This window comes from Parageobacillus toebii NBRC 107807 (assembly GCF_003688615.2).
GTDB lineage: Bacteria > Bacillota > Bacilli > Bacillales > Anoxybacillaceae > Parageobacillus_B > Parageobacillus_B toebii.
Genome location: NZ_CP049703.1, coordinates 311,796 through 332,491 on the forward strand (window position 1 = coordinate 311,796; position 20,696 = coordinate 332,491).

General features: G+C 42.7%; 21 protein-coding genes and 1 other annotated feature. Of the genes, 6 read left to right on the top strand and 15 right to left on the bottom strand.

The genetic code is table 11. The annotated features are described in order from the left end of the window. Positions 1-78 precede the first annotated feature (78 nt). Positions 79-741 carry a tRNA (guanosine(46)-N7)-methyltransferase TrmB gene (gene trmB / locus DER53_RS01560; protein WP_015864844.1) on the bottom strand — a complete coding sequence of 221 codons (663 nt, stop codon included), beginning with the start codon at positions 739-741 and terminating at the stop codon, positions 79-81. A gap of 210 nt (positions 742-951) precedes the next feature. On the opposite strand from trmB, the gene DER53_RS01565 reads away from it, so the two are divergent. Next, positions 952-1,221, top strand: a complete 270-nt coding sequence (locus DER53_RS01565) for a YtzH-like family protein (RefSeq protein ID WP_041269962.1) — start codon at positions 952-954, stop codon at positions 1,219-1,221. Here the strand turns inward: DER53_RS01565 and DER53_RS01570 are convergent. The 6 genes from DER53_RS01570 to pepV all read right to left on the bottom strand — a co-directional run bounded on the left by DER53_RS01570 (position 1,192) and on the right by pepV (position 8,759). Further along, a complete protein-coding gene (locus DER53_RS01570) occupies positions 1,192-1,977 on the bottom strand; it encodes a phosphotransferase family protein (RefSeq protein ID WP_062755018.1) in 786 nt (261 codons plus the stop codon). The two genes, DER53_RS01565 and DER53_RS01570, sit on opposite strands and share 30 nt — an antisense overlap. 253 nt (positions 1,978-2,230) lie before the next feature. Beyond that, positions 2,231-4,375, bottom strand: coding sequence for a type I pullulanase (gene pulA / locus DER53_RS01575; RefSeq protein WP_062755020.1), 2,145 nt, complete (start codon positions 4,373-4,375; stop codon positions 2,231-2,233). A gap of 149 nt (positions 4,376-4,524) precedes the next feature. Beyond that, positions 4,525-5,478 (bottom strand): nuclease-related domain-containing protein, encoded by a 954-nt coding sequence (locus DER53_RS01580; RefSeq protein ID WP_062755022.1) that lies wholly within the window; start codon positions 5,476-5,478, stop codon positions 4,525-4,527. A gap of 35 nt (positions 5,479-5,513) precedes the next feature. Then, positions 5,514-6,068, bottom strand: coding sequence for an RNA 2',3'-cyclic phosphodiesterase (thpR, locus tag DER53_RS01585; RefSeq protein ID WP_062755024.1), 555 nt, complete (start codon positions 6,066-6,068; stop codon positions 5,514-5,516). A gap of 16 nt (positions 6,069-6,084) precedes the next feature. Continuing rightward, positions 6,085-7,263: an MFS transporter gene (locus DER53_RS01590; RefSeq protein ID WP_062755026.1), complete on the bottom strand. Its 1,179-nt coding sequence runs from the start codon at positions 7,261-7,263 to the stop codon at positions 6,085-6,087. Between the two features lie 83 nt (positions 7,264-7,346). After that, positions 7,347-8,759 (bottom strand): dipeptidase PepV, encoded by a 1,413-nt coding sequence (gene pepV / locus DER53_RS01595; RefSeq protein WP_062755028.1) that lies wholly within the window; start codon positions 8,757-8,759, stop codon positions 7,347-7,349. A gap of 264 nt (positions 8,760-9,023) precedes the next feature. Between pepV and DER53_RS01600 the strand changes: the two genes are divergently transcribed. Next, positions 9,024-9,245: a DeoR family transcriptional regulator gene (locus tag DER53_RS01600; protein ID WP_015864852.1), complete on the top strand. Its 222-nt coding sequence runs from the start codon at positions 9,024-9,026 to the stop codon at positions 9,243-9,245. A gap of 180 nt (positions 9,246-9,425) precedes the next feature. On the opposite strand, the gene DER53_RS01605 is transcribed toward DER53_RS01600, so the two are convergent. Next, the gene (locus tag DER53_RS01605) at positions 9,426-10,148 is read right to left on the bottom strand and encodes a pseudouridine synthase (protein WP_062755030.1); all 723 of its coding nucleotides are present in this window, start codon (positions 10,146-10,148) and stop codon (positions 9,426-9,428) included. Between the two features lie 111 nt (positions 10,149-10,259). Here DER53_RS01605 and DER53_RS01610 point away from each other — a divergent pair, with 111 nt between their 5' ends. After that, entirely contained in the window at positions 10,260-10,472 is a 213-nt protein-coding gene (locus tag DER53_RS01610; RefSeq protein WP_015864854.1) for a hypothetical protein, read from the top strand. Positions 10,473-10,492: 20 nt separating this feature from the next. Here the strand turns inward: DER53_RS01610 and DER53_RS01615 are convergent, their stop codons facing one another. Further along, positions 10,493-12,121, bottom strand: coding sequence for a putative polysaccharide biosynthesis protein (locus tag DER53_RS01615; RefSeq protein WP_015864855.1), 1,629 nt, complete (start codon positions 12,119-12,121; stop codon positions 10,493-10,495). 124 nt (positions 12,122-12,245) lie between these two features. On the opposite strand from DER53_RS01615, the gene DER53_RS01620 reads away from it, so the two are divergent. Then, complete coding sequence (locus DER53_RS01620; RefSeq protein ID WP_062755032.1) at positions 12,246-13,520, top strand: BaiN/RdsA family NAD(P)/FAD-dependent oxidoreductase; 1,275 nt, start codon at positions 12,246-12,248, stop codon at positions 13,518-13,520. A gap of 9 nt (positions 13,521-13,529) precedes the next feature. Here the strand turns inward: DER53_RS01620 and DER53_RS01625 are convergent, their stop codons facing one another. From DER53_RS01625 to DER53_RS01650, 6 genes are all read right to left on the bottom strand, one after another. Continuing rightward, a complete protein-coding gene (locus DER53_RS01625) occupies positions 13,530-13,709 on the bottom strand; it encodes a sporulation protein Cse60 (protein WP_015864857.1) in 180 nt (59 codons plus the stop codon). 253 nt (positions 13,710-13,962) lie between these two features. Beyond that, a complete protein-coding gene (locus DER53_RS01630) occupies positions 13,963-14,280 on the bottom strand; it encodes a rhodanese-like domain-containing protein (protein ID WP_062755034.1) in 318 nt (105 codons plus the stop codon). A gap of 49 nt (positions 14,281-14,329) precedes the next feature. Continuing rightward, positions 14,330-16,747 carry a leucine--tRNA ligase gene (gene leuS, locus DER53_RS01635; protein WP_062755036.1) on the bottom strand — a complete coding sequence of 806 codons (2,418 nt, stop codon included), beginning with the start codon at positions 16,745-16,747 and terminating at the stop codon, positions 14,330-14,332. Positions 16,748-16,819: 72 nt separating this feature from the next. Continuing rightward, positions 16,820-17,052: a binding site (T-box leader), on the bottom strand. Positions 17,053-17,258: 206 nt separating this feature from the next. Then, positions 17,259-18,452 carry an MDR family MFS transporter gene (locus DER53_RS01640; protein ID WP_062755038.1) on the bottom strand — a complete coding sequence of 398 codons (1,194 nt, stop codon included), beginning with the start codon at positions 18,450-18,452 and terminating at the stop codon, positions 17,259-17,261. Between the two features lie 99 nt (positions 18,453-18,551). After that, the gene (locus DER53_RS01645) at positions 18,552-18,719 is read right to left on the bottom strand and encodes a hypothetical protein (protein WP_062755040.1); all 168 of its coding nucleotides are present in this window, start codon (positions 18,717-18,719) and stop codon (positions 18,552-18,554) included. 14 nt (positions 18,720-18,733) lie between these two features. Beyond that, positions 18,734-18,997, bottom strand: coding sequence for a YtzC family protein (locus tag DER53_RS01650; protein ID WP_062755042.1), 264 nt, complete (start codon positions 18,995-18,997; stop codon positions 18,734-18,736). Between the two features lie 159 nt (positions 18,998-19,156). Between DER53_RS01650 and mnmL the strand changes: the two genes are divergently transcribed. Then, positions 19,157-20,119, top strand: a complete 963-nt coding sequence (mnmL, locus tag DER53_RS01655) for a tRNA modification radical SAM protein MnmL/YtqA (protein WP_062755044.1) — start codon at positions 19,157-19,159, stop codon at positions 20,117-20,119. Beyond that, entirely contained in the window at positions 20,116-20,688 is a 573-nt protein-coding gene (mnmM, locus tag DER53_RS01660; protein WP_062755046.1) for a tRNA 5-(aminomethyl)-2-thiouridylate-methyltransferase MnmM, read from the top strand. The genes mnmL and mnmM overlap by 4 nt, the downstream gene beginning before the upstream one ends. Positions 20,689-20,696 lie beyond the last annotated feature (8 nt).

The following is a 20,696-nucleotide window of genomic DNA, read 5'->3' on the forward strand; positions in this document are numbered from 1 at the left end:
TTCCCCATCACCTCGCTATTTTAGTGTATCATTTCTGCAAATATTTCGAAAACAAAAAAATAAAGGGCTGTCTTTTCTTCAAAGACCAGCCTTTTGATGCTTTGGCGGATATTTTACTTCACATCGGTAAATGCGATTTCCTTTTGCTGAAAACTTTTCTTCATATTCCGTCATCACATTTCCTTCAAAATCACTATTGTGTAAATCCAAACTTACGTATGTCAGCACTAATCCATATTGTGAAAAACTAACAAGCGAATATTCAAAAAAGGCTTGATTATCGGTTTTAAAATGAATTTCTCCTTCATCCACTAACACTTTCTCATACAACTCAAGAAACGCACGATACGTTAATCGCCGCTTTTCATGCCGTTTTTTCGGCCATGGGTCGGAGAAGTTTAAATAAATGCGTTCGATTTCTCCCTCCGCAAAAAAATTCGTTAAATCTTTCGCATTCACATTTAATAAACGCAAATTCGGCAATTCATTTTCAATGAGTTTATCTAATGCAGAGACAAGTACACTTGGGTACAGTTCAATACCAATATAGTTAATGTTTGGATTTGCTTTCGCCATTTCTGTAATAAATTTTCCTTTTCCTGTACCAATTTCGATATGAATTGGGTGATCATTGCCAAATAGCTCATTCCATCTTCCTTTATGTTCTTCTGGATTTGGAATAACATATTGCGGATATGCAGCAATTTTTTCTTTTGCCCATGGTTTATTACGTAGACGCATACGGACACCTCTGTTTCTTTGTTCATCGTTGTCAACGATATCATGAATAAGCACAAATATGCAAGCTCATTTATCAACACCTGGGACAAAACTTTTTCGCCATAAAAAAACACAGCCGTGCGTACGACTGCGAAAAACGAATGATAAAACCTCCTATATCTGCGCATATTATAAATGTATAGCATACTTTTTCAAAGGATGGTGGTAGTGTTGCCACTAAATCACGAGCATCAAATCACCATATTAAAAGATATTTTATCGGAACATCAAGCTGACTGCTGCGGCACCGTCTCCGAATGTGAACAAATCGAACGGCTCGTAAAATCATTGATGGGAAATGAACAAGTGCATCCGAAAATAAAAAGCGTGCTTCCAAACATTTACACATACGGACAAAACGGAAAGTATAGCGCTGATTTAAACTCTCACATTTTATCCCATCAACAGCAATTATCGGAGTGGGTCAATCAGCTTACGTAGGAAATGCAGCGACTGTTGCATTTCCTTTTTTGCATTTTTTTCTTTTTGCCATATAAGCGAGTGAAGGGTTTGCGCTATAGTATACCATTTCATGCGAAAACGCAAATCATCGGTTAACTTAAGGCCGTAAAGTTCGAGCCAATCTTCCCATTTTTCTTCAGGAATATAGGAATAAAGCAACATCCCGATATCAATGGCCGGATCGGCAATCATCGCACCATCCCAATCAATTAAGTACAATTTTCCATCTTCAGCAAGCAGCCAGTTGTTATGGTTAATATCACAGTGGCAGACGACATACTCATCACATTGAAGTGAAGACATATGCTGTTCAAGCCAATCGAGTGCCTGTTCCACTAACGGCTCCTCAAATGAATGGGGAGTGAATTGCTCTTTTAGTTTTTCCATCATCATCTCTGGCAGTAATGGCGTTTTTCCTAACCTTCTCAGCATTGTTACTAAATCTTTGGAACGATGAATTTTCCGCAATAAGTTCGCCACTTGTTCACTTCCCATATCTTGTGGCTTCAATTCCCTTGCGTTCAACCACTGTTGAGCGGTAAACACATCGCCATTTTCCATTCGCTTCGTCCAAATCAGTTTTGGGACGATGCCTTCCGCTGATAAAACCGCAAGAAATGGCGAAGAATTCCGTTTTAAAAACAACTTTCTCCCCTCATATTCCGCAAAATACGCATCTCCAGTTGTGCCGCCAGCAGGAGTGATGTCCCACTCCTTTCCTAGTAACTGTTCCAAAGCAAGTTCACCTTCGACTTAAAAAAATAAGAGACAGCATCACCTGATTTCGTATTTTCAGACAATAGCTGTCTTACTAGATTTTATATGGAAGAGCTTTTTTTCGTCAATTCACATTTTTATTTTCCGCAAACAAAAAGACATCCAAGTTTCCGTTCTTGCTCGTTTATTTTACTTGTATTATACTGAAATATCGCCACATCTTGCAAATGTTTTGTGTGTTTTGTAAAAAATAGGAAAGATATGTTTATGTTTATTTCACAAGCACCCATGTCCCAATTCCAGCCAAGTTTATTTGTTTACGCACGGAAAACAGTGGAACCGTTCCGCTGTGAATCCCGTCACAAATGACATGCCATTCTTCTTCATCAGGTAGAAAAACAGATTGTTTTTCTTCTTGATTATGGTGAATAACAATAATATCGCGCCAAGGTCCATATTGCTGTACATCGCGAAGATGGTATGCGATGATGAATGCTGGTGTCTCAAGGAAAAAAAGGTGATTGTTTATCTCTGCTTCGGTAGTAAATCGGAAAGCACGGTGGGACTTTCGGAGCTGAATAAGCCCTTGAACATAGCGGACATCGTCTTCATGCTCGCTCTTTCGTTTCCAGTCGATTTGATTAATCGAATCGGGAGCATTATAGCTATTTTCTACTCCTTGCTTTGTCCGATAAAATTCCTGTCCACTATGCAAAAACGGAATTCCTTGCGAAAGCAGCACGATCGCTGTCGCTAATTTTTGCCGCTTTTTTCTCGTTTGTTCATCTTCATGACCGTTAGCGATCTCCATTTTATCCCAAAACGTATGGTTATCATGTGACTCGACATAATTAATCGTTTGGGTTGGATGAAGAAACAGCCCGTGTTTCTTGCGAACGCTTCCGCTAATCGCCACTTTCACCTTTTCGCCATCATTGGAATTGCCTAGTGCAAATCCTCGATCAAACAGATGGAATGTGCTTCCTTTGACACTGTCACGGAAATAATCGTTAAAATAGGCGATCTGCGGCAATTTTTCCGCGTTTTGCATCGTTGCTTTCTGTTCGGACGGAAGCGGTGTCGGCAAATCCCATCCTTCTCCGAGTACAAGAATGGACGGGTCGAGTGTATCAAGCATTTCACGAACCGCTTTCATTGTTTCGATATCTAAAATCCCCATTAAGTCAAAGCGAAATCCATCGACATGATACTCTTCCGCCCAAAATCGCACCGAGTCTACAATCCATTTCCGCACCATTTTTCGTTCGGAAGCAATATCGTTTCCAACTCCGGTGCCATTAGCCGGATTGCCGTATGCATCATAGCGGAAATAATATCCAGGAACGATTTTCTCGAATGAAGACTGCTCGCGCATATAAACATGATTGTAGACAACATCCATAATGACACGAATGCCCTGTGCTTGCAGCGTATGAATCGCCTGCTTTAATTCGCGGATACGAGCATACGGATCATTCGGGTCGGTCGCATAACTCCCTTCCGGAGCGTTATGATGAAGCGGATTGTATCCCCAATTATACTGCTGCAATGGATGGCGCTCATCCACTCCGGCAAAATCATTAAATGGGAGCAATTCTACATGAGTGACGCCCAACTCTTTTAAATAAGAAAGCCCTGTTGTCGTATTATTTGGCCCCTTTGTTTCCAGTTCGGTCAATCCTAAATATTTCCCTTTATGCATAATACCGCTTTCCGGATGAATCGTAAAATCACGGATATGCATTTCATAAATAATCGCGTCAGTTGGGGATGAAAGCGGAGGGACGGATGGTTTTTCGATGCGTGTCTTCGCTAAATCGATAATAACCCCATACTCCCCGTTAACCGAAACAGCAACCGCATACGGGTCCACGGCTTCGCGCCAAACAGCGTTCACACATACGACATATGTGTAATAGATCCCTTCCATATCACCGAATACAGTCGCCGTCCATACTCCTTTTTCCAATCGTTCTAACGGTATATAGTCGGCTTTTTTTGTTTTTGGGTCAATCAGCTTTACTTTTGCCTCCGTTGCCGTAGGCGCCCAAACTTTGAAGGTTGTTTGCTCCTGCGTATACGCAACTCCTAAATCGCCGTCATAAAAAAATTTGTCATCAAATGGCACGGTTCGAACAACCGCTCCGCTTTGCAAATCAGTGACTCCACCTTGATGATCATAAATAAGATAACGTTTTCCTATTTCTATCGGGATATCGATGATGCACTCATATTTCATGCTTGATCCTAAATCTATTTGGCGCTCTATTTGCAAAGGATGGCGCTCTTTATGCGGCGTTTCTAACGTAAATATTTGTATTTTTCCATCGCGATACGATTTTGGCACTAAAATCGTCGCCAAATTCATTGCATCTAAATATGCTTCAAACTCTCGATGTATATCGTGCAAATCCATTCACCCCCTTTTGTGTATACTAGTGTGCTATATCATATGCGAAACATAGGAAATACGGTGCAAATGAAGCTTATGCAGCAGCTGGCTGTATCGCAGGACTTTTGCGTTATTCCGTAACGTAAATGCCAATAAAAAAGGTGTAATTAGCTTTACACCTTTTCTTCATCCGTATTCCAATTTGTTCGTATATCATAGTGACTATAGCAATGGCGCAACAAAAAAGATGCCGCTTTTAATTGCACATGCTTCAACGGAATCGTTAATTCCCGCAAAGACGAAAACCAACGTTCATAATTTCGTTTGTCAATAAACTGCACATTGCTAAAAGTACGGTGATCATCGATATAGCCATAACGATTCACCACTGCTTTTTTGATAGGAAAATCAATATGGTACTGTTTATATATATCTGCCACTATTTTTTCCATTCGTTGCAAAGCGATAACCGGATTGATTTTTTTCTTTTCTTCCCGCTTCGTTATTTCCGTCCAAAAACGGTCTGAAGACGCTATGATAATATTATCTTTTTCCCCTTCGGCAAACGTAATACACCATGTTGTGGTCGGACTTAATAAAATGACATCTAATTCGACCGGAGCGCTTTTGACCAAAAATACGGGTTTGTATAAACATAAATATGTGTCGGGAAAACGCTGTAAAAAATATTTCAACCTTTCTTCATAGTAAAACTTTTTATTTACCTTCGATTCATACCATATCGTAGAGCTTGCCCATTTTAATTGCAATTCGAACATATTTTCCAAAAATAAAATTTTTAATTCATCTATATTTTTTGCTTCCGCAATCATAGTCGACAAGCTCTCTTCTTCGTTCCAATGATTTACTTGTACCTCTGTCGCTTCTTCTGATATGGAAGAGCGTCGAAACCATTTTTTCATCCGCTCCAACAATGACGGTTTTTCTATTAACCATTCCCACGTCTCATCCGGTTGAGGAGCGTCAGCATTTCTTCTATTGTTTTCCCATTGTTCTTTCGTCTGCTCCCATTGTTTTTTCTTTAGACGAATAAATTCACTTGTGTAGCGGTACACATCCGTTTCATACCTAGAAATATAGTCTTGAAGCTTTATTAATTGGCCCACACTCACAACACTTCCTTCAAATAAGAAGTTTACTTTTAGAAAAGCGGAAACAAAGCGCGCGCTTCATATTTCGGTGTTCGCTCTAAATGGGTTTGATATAACACCATTTCATGAACGGAAAAGGTCGCCGTTACTCTTGATTTCTGCTTAAGCGCATCTAAGCGAAACTCTTCATTTCCTTGCCATTTGCGAGCAATCGTAATATGCGGGGTAAACGGCCGTTTGTCTAAAGAAAATCCGATATCGATACAGGCGGTATACACATCGCGTTGCAGGGCAAATAGTTTTTCTTCTTTTTCCACCCCTTGCCATAAAATCCGCGGCGCTGTTCGATTTCCAAATGTATGTATTTCTGATAAGGATAATGAGAATGGAGCGTGGTGCTTTGCCACTTGCGTCATTGTTTTGCATATCGCGTCCAATTTTGCAGGTGGAACGTATCCTAAAAATGCTAATGTAATATGGTAATCTTCTTCATGCACCCATGAACGAAATGGAAAATGGGAAACGATTCCATCTCTCCATTGTGAAATCTGTTTTTTTACTTCGCTAGCGATAGGGATAGCGATAAAATAATGCGTTTTTTTCATCGTTCTCCACCTTTTCTTATGCCGAAGCTTTTTTCTTATTCAGCAAATGAATGCACACTAATGAAAGCATGCCGACAAACGTGCAAATGCTGAAAAATAAATATATAGCCCCAATATGATAATGTTCAAGCATATATCCACCGATAAATGTACAAAACCAAACGCCTAACCCATTGCCTACGGCGGAATAAAGGGATACTGCTGTCGCCCTTACTTGTTTTGGCGCAACATCACGTACGTATTGAAGCGCCGCGGGAATAGATAAGCCGACGGAAAGACCTTGAACAATCGTTGTCATATATACGAAAAAGAGCGGCGGCTCGAAAAAATAAAACAGCCAACGTAAACATGATACAGCAGTAGCAAACATTAAAAGTGGAACCATCCCAAACCGATGAATAAGTCCATCTGTCATTTTCATAAATGGGGCTTCACTTCCCGCCGCCAATAAAAACGCCAAGCCTATTCCCGTCAACGTACCACCAAGCTGTTTAATGAATATCCCAAAATAAAAGTTATTCGCTAAAATAGGACCAAAAATAAAGAAAGTAGCGAGCAACAATAATACAAAATGAGGAATTCGAAACAGCTGCGCCATACCGCGCAGCGCTTCCGCTTTCATCGTTTGGCTTTCTTTTGGAAGCCGGCTGGCGAGCAAACCGGACAGTATTAGCATAAACGAAAACAAATAAAAAATGACAACAAGCGCAATGCGGTCTGATAGCCATCCGCCAATCAGTACGGCAACAGCAAAGCCGATCGATCCCCATAAACGAATAGACCCATACTTTTCGCCATTCTTTTGCGCATAATGAAGAGTAATGCTGTCGGAAATCGGAACGATCGCACTTTGGGCGGATGCCAGTAAAACAGCCATGACAATAAGCCAATGATATTCATGCACAAATGAATACATTAGTCCAATGAATGAAGTAGCTAATAGTGCGATTGTCAGCACGAAAACCGGTTTACGTGTATAATCGGTAATCATCCCCCAAATCGGCTGTACAAAAATCATTGTGACTGGACTTATGGACATAATGACTCCAATTTCTGTTCCCGAAAGACCGACCACTTCTTGTAAATATACGGATAAAAGCGGAAATAATGCTCCGAATGCAAAAAATACAAAGAAATAAAATAACGAAAATGTGGACTTACCAGTCGATTCCCCTCGTTTTAACGCTGCCTCCATACTTGATTCCGCATCCTTTCATGAAAAAGCACCGCCCTAAAAAGAGCGGTTTTTCTTTATCGTAACATATGTTTAGAATTTTTTCATTTTGCTAATTCATAAATTGCCTGAGCGTAAATCGCCGTTGCTTTCAATAAATCATCGATCATGATATATTCATCCTTTTGATGCGCCACATCCGGCCGTCCCGGAAACAGCGGTCCAAACGCTACTCCCGCTTTCAGCGAACGGGCATATGTACCGCCGCCGATGGAAAGCAAGGAAGCGCGTTCTCCTGTTTGTTCTTCGTATACGCGTTGAAGCGTCTTTATAAGTACATGATTTGGATCAACATAGTGCGGTTTTGAATCGCTAAAATGTTCCAACGCAAAACCATGCTGCGCTGCGATGTTCTGTAGTTTTTGCTTCGTTTGTTCTATATCATTGGTGACCGGATAGCGTATGTTAATGCCAAGCTTTCCTCCAGCTTGCGCATCATATGATAATATTCCAACATTGACTGTTAAATCGCCGGTAATCTCATCGTTGTAAGCAATGCCTAACGCTTTTCCACGAGAATCGGCAAAGAAATAGTCCGTCACAAAACGGATAAACGATTGCGCCTGCGTATCCAACGCAACATCTGATAGCCACTTCGCCAGCCATAAACCTGCATTTTTCCCGTTTTCTGGTTCCATCGCATGAGCGGAAATTCCTTCTAATTGAAGAGTAACGGTATTGCCTTCCACAACAGCATTTCCATTCATGCTCGTTTCATGAAGAAACTGGCGATACTGCTGTTCGATTTCTTGTTGCCGGTCTGCACGAACGAGCAATACCGCTTTAGCAAAGTCAGGAACCATATTATAACGTCGTCCTGCCTGGAACGACTGCAGCTGAATTTCACTTTCTTCCTGTGTTCCTATTGATGGCTTGCGCAAATCCATATCGACAATTCCTTTTTCCGCGTAAATAATCGGAAAATCCGCATCCGGAGCAAATCCCATTGTCGGCATTTCCTCATGCTTAAAATAATGTTCGACACAACGCCACTTGCTTTCTTCATCTGTTCCAACAATCATACGCACTCGTTTTTGCAATGGCAACCCGAGTTCTTTCACAATTTTCATAGCATAAAATGCAGCCATTGTCGGTCCTTTATCGTCAATCGCGCCGCGAGCATATAATTTCCCATCACGGATTTCTGCAGCAAACGGGTCGCTTGACCAGCCATCTCCCGGTGGTACAACATCCACATGGCATAATACGCCGATGAGTTCCTCTCCTTGTCCGATTTCAAGATGTCCCGCGAGGCCATCGACGTTTTTTACCGCAAACCCTTCTTCTTGGCCCCTCTGCAATAAAAACTGCAACGCCTCGTATACTCCTTGTCCAAGCGGGGCTTCTTCTGTTGCATTCTCTTCATCGAGAACGCTCGGAATGCGCAATAGCGCCTGCGTATCTTGAATAAGCGCCTCTTTTCGCTTCAATACCTCTTCCATCCAATCGATATTCATCGCCATTCTTCCTTTCTTTTTTCATTTTTTTTCTTGCTGCAACCGTAACATAAACGAAGAAATGAAGTCAAAGTTTTCTTTTTTTACGATAATATTAATATCTTATTAAAAAATATTGAAATATTTTGTTAATGTCGGTAAATAGGTAGCATTTTTCATCTATTTTCGTGTAAAATGATAGTAAATCACAGCAAGATATAATCTCTCATCTCAGAAGCAGCGATGTTGTGCCATGCGAATTATGCAATGATAGGGAGTGGTTTTTTGAAACCTTCAACACATCGTATGCTAACACGAATTAAATCCGTATACATGTACATTAGTGAGAAAGGAACCGTAACGACACAAGAGCTTGTTGATGAGTTTGGCACCACCCCAAGAACGATTCAGCGTGATTTAAACGTGTTAGCGTATAACGACCTAGTTCGCAGCCCTAGCAAAGGCAAATGGACGACAACCAATAAGAAGGTACGAATATCTTCTTAATGGGTGCGAAGAAGAGAGAGAAAGGTGAGAGGTTATAGCGAGATAAGAATAAGCCTCAACATGCCAAAAAAGAATACGTATTAGTTTGCATATAAAAGGAACCTAAGTGCGGTTCCTTTTTTTTCAGCTTTAATCCCAGAGAAGTCTCTCCTCCTCTAAACGGAGTGAAGGGAGGAAGGTTCATGGGCGAAATTGTTTTAACATCTCCACTTCCTCATCCGTCAATTCTCGATATTCACCAAGATCTAGCGACGGATCAAGCACAAGAGGCCCCATTTGAATCCGTTTTAAGTAAATGACCCGTTTACCTATCGCCCGGAACATTCGCTTCACTTGGTGAAACTTTCCTTCTGTGATCGTTACCTCCACATCCGAACGAAGTCCCGATTTTAAAACCACCAGTTCCGCTGGCTTTGTTTCATAACCATCATCCAACACCACCCCGTGGCGGAATGCCGCCACATCTTCCTCTGTCACTTCCCCCTCAATAACGGCAAAATACGTTTTCGGCACATGCTTTTTCGGGGAAAGCAGCTGATGAGCTAATTGCCCATCATTCGTCAACAATAAAAGCCCCTCTGTATCTTTATCCAGACGCCCAACTGGGAATGGCGAAAACACGCGATCTTCCTCTTCTAGCAGGTCAACAACCGTTTCTTCCACCACATCTTCCGTCGCCGAAACGACTCCCGGCGGTTTGTTCATCATTAAATAAATAAATTCTTTATACTCCACTTCTTTTCCCCGCACTGTCACGACCTGCTCCGTCGGGTTGACTTGTGTTTTCGGATCTTTGACCACAACCCCGTCAATTTTGACGACTCCTGATTTCAGCAATTTTTTTACTTCTTTTCTTGTCCCGTACCCCATGTTGGCGAGCATTTTATCAATACGCAATCCCAATGTTTTCACCACCTTTTAAAAAATTTGCTTCAATTAGGCGTTTGTCTAGTCCGCATTCTTCCTATTTCCATACACTATGAAAGAAAAAAGAAGAAAGGAGATTTGCCCATAATGAATTATTATTATCTTCCAGTGACAGATGATTATCGTCAACAACCTACTCAACCTTTTGGCCCAGGCTTCCCAGGAGGTTTCGGAAACATTCAACAGCAACTGAATCGGATCGAACGGACGTTACAGCGTCATGAAGATCGTCTCAATCGCCTTAACCGCCGTTTGCAACGCGTCGAGCGCCGACTTGGGCTTCCTTTTGAACAATTTTAATCTTTTAGAAAAGAAGGCGGCTAAGAGACCGCCTTCTTTTCCTTTCTGCGCTGCAAAAACGCAAATCGATTTCCAAACAGCGAGGCAAGCAGCCCAGACCGTTCGCTGAAAAAGAAATACACCCCAGCGCCGATAAGCGCACTAATCGCAACAATCACGATCGATTCCACTCTTCCGCCATGATAATGCAGCATTGATTTCAAAAGCAGCTGCACAATCGCAACAAATCCTGACATAAGCGCCGTTAATATTCCAATAAAAATCGTGCGGCGCATGACAAACTGATATTGGTAGTTGGTGTATTTTTTAATAATCCATAAATTAAATACAACCGAAACAAAATAACCAGACATCGTCGCAAGTATCGCGCCAATCGTCGCCAATTTTGTGATAAGAAACGTATTGAGTAACAGTTTCACAAAAAGTCCCATCGTTAAGCTGACGACCGAAAAACGTTGTTGATTAATGCCTTGCAGCATCGCCGCTGTCACGGAAAACAATGCGAACAAAATGGCGGTTGGCGCATACCAGCGCAACACTTGCTCTCCAAGCGGATCATAGCTATAAAACGCGGCATAAACTGGTTCTGCAAGAAGTGCCATGCCGACAACGGCAGGCAATGTTAAAAACATGACGACTTGAAACGTTTGGTTTAAATATTTTCGCAACGATCTCCGGTCTTTTTCTACATACGCCTTTGTAATCGTTGGAATCAGCGTCAAACTAAACGATGTCGCGAGCGTTACCGGAATAATGACAAGTTTCTGCGCCCATATATTAAAAATAGAATAAGCATGCTCAGAAATTTTCCCAAGCCCTATGTTCGCCATCGCATGGTTAAAGGTAAACTGATCAATTAACTGGTAAAGCGGCATCGCCAGCCCAACAAAAACGAACGGCGCTGCATACAGAAACAATTCTTTGTACATTTCTTTCAAGGAAAGCGTGACTTGTCCACGATCTCTCTCTAATAAATCATCCAGATACTTCTTTCGTTTCCACCAATACCAAATAAGAATAGCGAGCCCACCGAGTGCGCCGACAAATGCAGCAAACGTTGCCACACTGACTGCCGTAACGAGAGAACCTTCAAATACGCGCAACACAACGTAACAACCGATTAACAAAAAGGTGATGCGGACGATTTGTTCAACTACTTGTGATAGCGCTGTCGGCCCCATCGATTCATGGCCTTGGAAAAAACCGCGGATTAAGCTCATGACAGGAACGATAATAAGCGCAAAACTTACCGCGCGAATAACAGTTACGACGTCATCAGTAGAATTGACGTTCGCACGTTCATCAATCACAAACGGAGCAATCCATGGGGCAATGGTATATAAAACAACACAAGAAACGATGCCGGTAACGATCATTAATCGTAATCCCGATCGAAATAGCACATAACCGACACGATACTCTTCTAAAGCGTTATATTTGGACACAAACTTGGAAACCGCCAGTGGCAGTCCTGCTGTAGCAAGGCTGAGAAAAATTTGGTACGGCACATATCCATATCCGTAAAGCGCACCGCCTTCTTCCCCTACAAGATGATAAAAAGGAATGACATAAATTAAACCGAGAATCCGGGAAATCATAACACCAGCTGTCAGAATAAACGTCCCGCGCAATAATTTTGAGGTAGACATACCATCCCTTCCCTAATTTGATCACATTGAAAATAATAACTATGTTATTTTATCATATTTTTGGTCAGGTCGAGAAAATTTCCCCCGCTCCATTATAATCTAGAAGGAAAGGATAGTGAAGAAGATGACATATGAAGTTGTTGTTATTGGGGGAGGGCCATCGGGATTAATGGCGGCAATTGGCGCTGCGGAACAGGGCGCAAAAGTGCTTCTTATTGAAAAAGGGAACAAGCTCGGGCGGAAGCTTGCCATTTCCGGCGGTGGGCGATGCAATGTAACAAACCGCCTTCCAGTGGAGGAAATTATTAAACATATTCCAGGAAATGGACGGTTTTTATACAGCGCTTTTTCTGAATTTAATAATGAAGATATTATCCGCTTTTTCGAACGGTTAGGCGTACAGTTAAAAGAAGAGGATCATGGCCGCATGTTTCCGGTGACCGATAACGCGCAATCTGTTGTACAAGCGTTAGTAAACGAATTAAAACGGCTGCATGTAGACATTCGGCTCAACACACCGGTTGCCGACGTCGAATACGAGCATGGAAAAACGATAGGCGTAATGCTAAAAACAGGCGAATTTATTGGCGCAAAAGCAGTTGTTGTCGCCGTTGGCGGCAAATCGGTTCCGCAAACAGGCTCTACCGGCGATGGCTATGCTTGGGCGGAAAAGGCAGGACATACGATCACCGAACTATTTCCAACCGAGGTTCCGATTACATCAAACGAACCGTTTATTCAAGAGCGGACACTGCAAGGATTGTCGTTGCGCGATGTCGCTTTAAGCGTCCTGAAACCAAACGGAAAACCGATCATTACCCATCGAATGGACATGCTGTTTACCCATTTCGGCATTTCCGGTCCCGCCGCCCTTCGCTGCAGCCAATTTGTCGTAAAAGAGCTGAAAAAGCATGGCAAAGACGCGGTTATGATGAGCATTGACGCACTTCCTGATCAAAATAAGGAAGAGCTGTTTCAGCACATTGCCCATCTATGCAAGGAAGAGCCTAAAAAAGCGATCAAAAACGTGTTGAAAGGCTTGCTACCGGAGCGATATATATTATTTTTGCTCGAACAAAGCCATATCGATCCGCAAACACCGGCCGGAATGCTTTCGCACGAAAAAATTCGAACGTTCATTCAACATTGTAAACAATTTACGTTTCACGTTCACGGCACATTGCCGCTAGAAAAAGCGTTCGTCACTGGCGGAGGCGTTTCCGTTAAAGAAATTCATCCGAAAAAAATGGCTTCTAAATTGATGGAGGGGCTTTACTTTTGCGGAGAAATTTTGGACATTCATGGCTATACAGGGGGATATAACATCACAGCAGCCCTTGTCACTGGAAGACTTGCCGGAGTAAACGCAGCCAACCACGCAATCGCTTTACGGACCTAACGGATGGCGTTAGGTCCGATAAATAACCATTGCCGAAAAGCAATAAATTTGCTCTCCTTCGGATTCCATCATCGCAACATTATATTTCACATCAATCAGCTGCCCTTCTTTTAGTCCTGCCAAAAACGCATTCACCGCGCGTTCTAAATCTTTTTCATGCTCTTCATCAAATAATTTTACTTTATACATTTTTTATTTCCCTTCCTCCCCCATTATGGTTTCCCCTCATTTACTCATTCCATTTACAAAGAGAAATTCCTTCACTTTCCTAAAAATAGAATATCAGCGAAAGAACTCTCCCTAACCTTTCATACATTCTGCCGCATTAAGATTTGTTATATCGTTATATTTCACGTAAACAATTAAAGAAAAAAGCGTTCAGCTATTTCCAGACCAAATAGCCAAACGCTTTTTTTATATCTTCACAAATAATCAATGACCTTTAATATTTTTTCGGAACGGTATCCCCTTCCCATGCCAGCATCCCATCCACCATATTGCGGACATGGTAGCCTAGCTCCTGCAAATAGCGGCAAACCATTTCGCTGCGCCGGCCGGAACGGCAGACGAAAATATATTCTTCCTCTTTATTGAATTCATCGAGCCGGCTTGGAATTTCCCCCATTTTGATATGTTTGGCGCCAGGGATCATGCCAAGCGCCACTTCCTCATCTTCGCGCACATCGACTAAATTTAGTTTTTCACCGCGTTCGAGTTTTTCTTTTACTTCTGCCGCTGTAATTTCTTTAACTTCTCCCATCATCCAATCCCCTTTTCAAACATTTCTCCCTCAAGAAAAAGAGGGGCGATTAGTTTGCAACGATATTCACCAATTTTCCTGGTACAGTAATCACTTTACGCACTGTTTTTCCTGCAATATGTTCTTGAATTTTCTCGTCTTGCATAGCCATCTGTTCAAGCTCTTCTTTTGATAGATCTGCAGGTACACGCAGTTTTGCTCTTACTTTTCCATTTACTTGAACAACAATTTCGACTTCCTCTTCAACTAATTTTGACTCATCATATGTTGGCCATGGTTCGTATGCGATCGTATCATTATGGCCGAGTTTTTGCCATAGTTCTTCCCCAATATGCGGGCAAACCGGTGATAATAGTTTCACAAATCCTTCCATATACTCTTTTGGCAATACCGGCGCTTTATATGCTTCATTAATGAACACCATCAATTGCGAAATCGCTATATTAAAACGAAGCGCTTCATAATCTTCCGTTACTTTTTTCACTGTTTGATGATACACTCGCTCTAGTGTATCTGTTTCTGGATTGTCAACGATTTTCGGATTCAACTCGCCATTTTCACCGACAAACAAGCGCCAAACACGGTCTAAGAAACGGCGCGCCCCGTCTAACCCTTTTGTTGACCATGCGATGGACGCTTCAAGTGGCCCCATGAACATTTCGTATAAGCGGAGCGTATCGGCGCCATGGCTTTCGATAATATCGTCCGGGTTGACGACATTTCCTCTTGATTTACTCATTTTTTCATTGTTTTCCCCAAGAATCATTCCTTGGTTAAATAGTTTTCTAAACGGCTCTTTTGTCGGTACAACGCCAATATCGTATAAAAATTTATGCCAGAAGCGCGCATACAATAAGTGGAGTACAGCATGCTCCGCCCCACCGATATACACGTCAACCGGAAGCCATTTTTTCAATTTTTCCGGATCGGCAAGCTGTTTATCGTTATGCGGGTCAATATAGCGCAAATAATACCAGCAGCTTCCTGCCCATTGCGGCATCGTATTCGTTTCACGGCGTCCTTTTTTTCCTGTTTTCGGATCGACGACATTCACCCATTCTTCGATGTTCGCAAGCGGCGATTCTCCTGTACCCGACGGTTTAATTTGATCCGTTTTTGGAAGCTTTAACGGAAGTTCTTCTTCCGGCACCGGCGTCATGGTACCGTCTTCCCAGTGGATGATCGGGATCGGTTCGCCCCAGTAGCGCTGACGGCTGAACAGCCAGTCGCGGAGGCGGTATGTGACTTTCTTTTGCCCTTTTCCATTGGCTTCTAGCCATTCAATCATTTTCTTGATCGCTTCTTCTTTGTTGAGACCGTTTAAGAAATCGGAGTTAATATGTTCTCCGTCGCCCGTATACGCTTCTTTCGCAATATCGCCGCCGGCGACCACTTCTTTGATTGGCAAATTAAATTTTTTCGCAAATTCATAGTCGCGCTCATCGTGTGCTGGCACGGCCATAATCGCGCCCGTACCGTAGCTCATTAACACATAATCAGCAATCCAAATTGGCAGCTTCTCGCCAGTGACCGGATGAATCGCGTATGCACCGGTGAATACTCCTGTTTTTTCTTTCGCCAAATCCGTACGCTCAAGGTCGCTTTTGCTTTTAATTGTATCTAAATATGCCTCTACTGCCGCTTTTTGTTCCGGAGTTGTAATTTTTTCGACAAGAGGATGTTCAGGCGCCAACACGGTATATGTTGCGCCAAACAGCGTATCTGGGCGAGTTGTAAAGACAGTGAACGTTTCATCATGGCCATCAACTTCAAAACGAATTTCTGCCCCTTCTGAGCGCCCAATCCAGTTTCGCTGCATTTCTTTAACGCTTTCCGGCCAATCTAGCTCTTCTAAGTCTTCCAAGAGGCGATCCGCATACGCTGTAATGCGAAGCAGCCACTGTTTCATCGGTTTGCGGATGACTGGATGGCCGCCGCGTTCGCTTTTTCCGTCAATTACTTCTTCATTTGCCAGCACCGTTCCTAGCGCCGGGCACCAGTTGACCGGAACTTCATCCATATAAGCTAATCCTTTTTCATACATCTTTAAGAAAATCCATTGTGTCCATTTATAGTAATTCGGATCGGTCGTATTAATTTCTCGGTCCCAGTCGTACGAAAATCCTAACGATTTAATTTGGCGGCGGAATGTATTAATGTTTTTCTCCGTAAATTCCGCAGGATCATTTCCAGTATCAAGAGCGTATTGCTCAGCAGGCAATCCGAAAGCGTCCCATCCCATCGGATGAAGCACGTTATATCCTTGCATTCGCTTCATTCGTGCTAAAATATCCGTCGCTGTGTAGCCTTCCGGGTGTCCAACGTGAAGCCCAGCTCCCGAAGGATACGGGAACATATCTAGCACATAAAATTTCGGTTTGTCATCGTCATCGACCGTTTTAAACGTTTTATTTTTTTCCCAGTATTCTTGCCATTTTTTTTCGATTTCCCGATGATTAAAGCTCATTGTCTTTCCTCCTATTCTTTTTTCATATCCATCATTGTTAACGAAAATACGTATGAAAAAACCCCCCATCCCAAAAGGGACGAGAGGTGAAAATTCCCGCGGTACCACCCTTCTTAGCATGCATCAGCGCATGCTCACTCAATATCGTTAACGCAGATTCACGGCGAACATTACGAGGCAACCACACAGCCGCTCATGTTCGCAACTCCAAGGCGAGTTCGTGAACAAACTTCGGTTGACTCGCACCAGCCGTCAACTCTCTGCAGTCCGTTTTGTTCACTACTACTCCTTTTCACCGTTATTTACCGATATTGTTCGTGTATAATATTTTAAAAAATTTGTCGTTTTATTGCAAGTGGGGAAAATAGAGATTGTCAATATCCGCGCATTGCTTGTGTTATTCATCTATTCTATGCCACATTTCCCGCGGATTCAGCTCATATATGCCGTTTTCGATGAGAATTGTCAACCTCCATATTTTTTCAGATAAAAAATGAAGCAGAGAACATGTCTACCCTACTGTAAGCGTTTGTTTCCCTTTGCTTTGCTTCTTTGGCAAGTTCCGGTCATAGAAGAACGTCGTGACAAGCGAAAGTGCAGAAAAGAAAACAAGGGCGGCAAACAGTGGTTTCATGCCAGCGTAATCAGCGATCAACCCGCCAAGCACCGGACCGACCATCCGCCCTGCGGTAGCCGTGCTGTTGACAAATCCTTGGTAAAACCCTTCTTTCCCTGCAGGAGCGAGCTCGCTTGCCACCGTTGGAATCGCCGGCCAGACGATCATCTCCGCCATCGTCAAGACGACCATCGCAACGGCAAATTCCACGAATGAATCTGCTTCTAGCAATAAAGCAAACGAAACGACAAAAATCGCAAACCCGACCAGCATTTGCTTCTTGATATAAGGCATCCATCGCCGGATCACGACAGACAAGAGCGGCTGCACCAATACAATCAGCGCGCCGTTGATTGTCCAAAGGAGACTATATTGCCGCAGCGGAATATGAAGTGTCTGCGTATAAGCAGCAATCGTCGTCGGCCATTGCACATAGCTGATCCAGCATAAAAAATAACCGATACAAAGCATCACTAGCGCGTACCAATTGGCCCGCGCCTCTCCTTTCACTGCTTCCGCCTCCTTTGATTTTGCCGCTTTGACAGCGCGGACATGACGCAATCCAAACACGATAAGCAAGCAAAAGACGGCGTATAGCAATAAATTGGCAAGGAAAATAAGCGTAAACGAATACGATGCGACTACACCGCCAAGCGCCGAACCAACTGCCACGCCAATATTTTGCGCGACATAAAGCCCGTTAAATGCCCGTCTTCCGCCCTCTGGCCAAATTGCTCCCGCATACGCAGCCGCTACTGGAAATACAATCCCGCTTCCCATCCCGATGATCGTTAAAAAGATGGCATAATGCGGCCAGCCATGAAAGAAAACAAGGCCAACAAGCGCGGACATCGTCGCGACAATTCCGATCGTCATCGACTTAAAACCGCCAATTTTATCAAACAATAGCCCTCCGGCTAAGTTTCCAACCACGCTTGCTCCGGAATTGAGCATGAGCACCATTCCAGCGACAGAGAGTGATTTGCCAAGCTGCTCATGAACGTAAATCGTATTCATCGGCCATAAAAAAGAAGCCCCTGTCACGTTGATGGCCATGCCGATCATTAATATCCAAAGCGCACGGGGCATATGTAATCCTCCTTCAATATTTGAGTAACAAAGTAAATTGTATGTAGATGGATGAAAAAAGGCAATAAAAAAGCTTGTCGACTTTGTCGACAAACTTTTTCACTCTTCGACGTGCTGTTTCGATTTTTGCGGCTGCCCGCCTGTTTGTTCGTACGCTTTTTTCGCTTGTTTCACCGGATCAACATCTTTTCCTAATTCGATATCATGATTGTTGATGCCGTTTCTCGTCTTTTGCTCAGGATTGTTTTGTTTGGAACGTTTTTTCACGACGTACGCCCTCCTTAATGATTAAACAAAATCATTTCATTTTGCAATTGTTGAAGCTGCAAACGCATCCGATGCAGCTGCTCGCGCTGTTGCGCATTACAGCTAAGCGCTAAATGCGCCAAATCATTGATTGCGCTCTCTAACATTTGCTGTGCTTGTGTATATTCAAGGTCATTATAATGCTCTTGCTTTTGCGCCTCTGTATATTGCTCTTTTGCATAGCGAATGACATCTTCGCAATGCTGCAAAAATTCATCGACCGATTGCCGCGTTGCCATTATGTTCCCTCCAAGCGTATAATCGTTTGTTTCATCTTTTAATGTGCACATTTCATTTTGCGAATATCACGTTAATGATTGGCAATAGTCGATTTTTCCCGCTAATCATGTTACAATGCTGAAATGATGTTATTTTAAATAAGGAGGCGGCTGTTTGTTTTGAAACAGTTCAACCCATTTCCATATACAAACGATCATAAACGTTACCATACATGGAATTATCATTTACGACAAACGTTTGGCTATAAAGTATTTAAAGTCGCTCTTGATGGCGGTTTTGATTGTCCGAATCGCGATGGGACAGTCGCTTATGGCGGATGTACGTTTTGCAGCGCGGCAGGTTCTGGCGACTTCGCGGGCAATCGTGCTGATGACCTTGTGACTCAATTTAATAACATTAAGGAAAAAATGCATAAAAAGTGGAAGGATGGAAAATATTTAGCTTATTTCCAAGCGTTTACGAATACACACGCTCCCGTAGATGTATTGCGGGAAAAATACGAAACCGTCCTTAACTTAGACGGAGTTGTAGGATTGTCCATTGCGACTCGCCCGGATTGTCTCCCTGATGATGTGGTCGAATATTTGGCCGAATTGAACGAGCGCACTTATTTATGGGTCGAACTGGGCTTGCAAACCGTTCATGAACAGACAGCCATGCTTATTAACCGTGCACATGATTTTGAATGCTTTGTAAAAGGAGTTGAAAAACTTCGCAAACATGGCATTCGCGTTTGTGCTCATATTATTAACGGGCTTCCGCTTGAAGATTATGATATGATGATGGAAACAGCAAAAACAGTGGCAAGCATGGACATTCAAGGAATTAAAATTCACTTGCTTCATTTGTTAAAAGGAACACCGATGGTAAAGCAATATGAAAAAGGGCTAGTCAAATTTTTGTCATTTGAAGAATACGTGAACCTTGTCTGTGATCAGTTAGAAATTTTACCTCCAGAAATGATTGTGCACCGAATTACAGGGGACGGTCCAATCGACTTAATGATCGGTCCAATGTGGAGCGTCAATAAATGGGAAGTATTAAACGCAATTGATGCGGAACTTGAACGCCGCGACAGCTATCAAGGGAAATATTACAAAAAAGAAGTGATGAAACAATGAAATTGGCCAAAATCCTTCCTTTTACCCGAACATTGATGGATCTTGCGGTGAATGAAGGGGATATCGTTGTCGATGCCACGGTCGGAAACGGGCATGACACGCTTTATTTAGCCCAGCGCGTTGGAGAATCTGGACACGTATTTGGGTTTGACATTCAAAAAGAGGCGATTGCGAAAACATCGGCCCGCCTTCAAGAACACAATATGTTAAACCGAGTAACGTTATTTCAAGCAAGCCACGATCAACTGATCGAAAAAATTCCCTCTATTTATCATGGCCGCATCACCGGAGCAATGTTTAATCTCGGCTACCTGCCTGGCGGTAATAAGCGAATCGTAACAAAACCTGATTCAACGATCCGCGCCATTGAGCAATTGATGCAAATTATGGCGAAAGAAGGGATCATCGTTCTCGTTGTTTATCATGGCCATCCGGAAGGCGCCATCGAACGGGATGCGCTTCTTCATTATGTAAAGTCAATGGATCAAAAGAGCGCTCACGTATTAAAATATGAATTCATCAATCAAAAAAACAATCCTCCTTTTATTATTGCCATCGAAAAACGATAAAAAGGCTG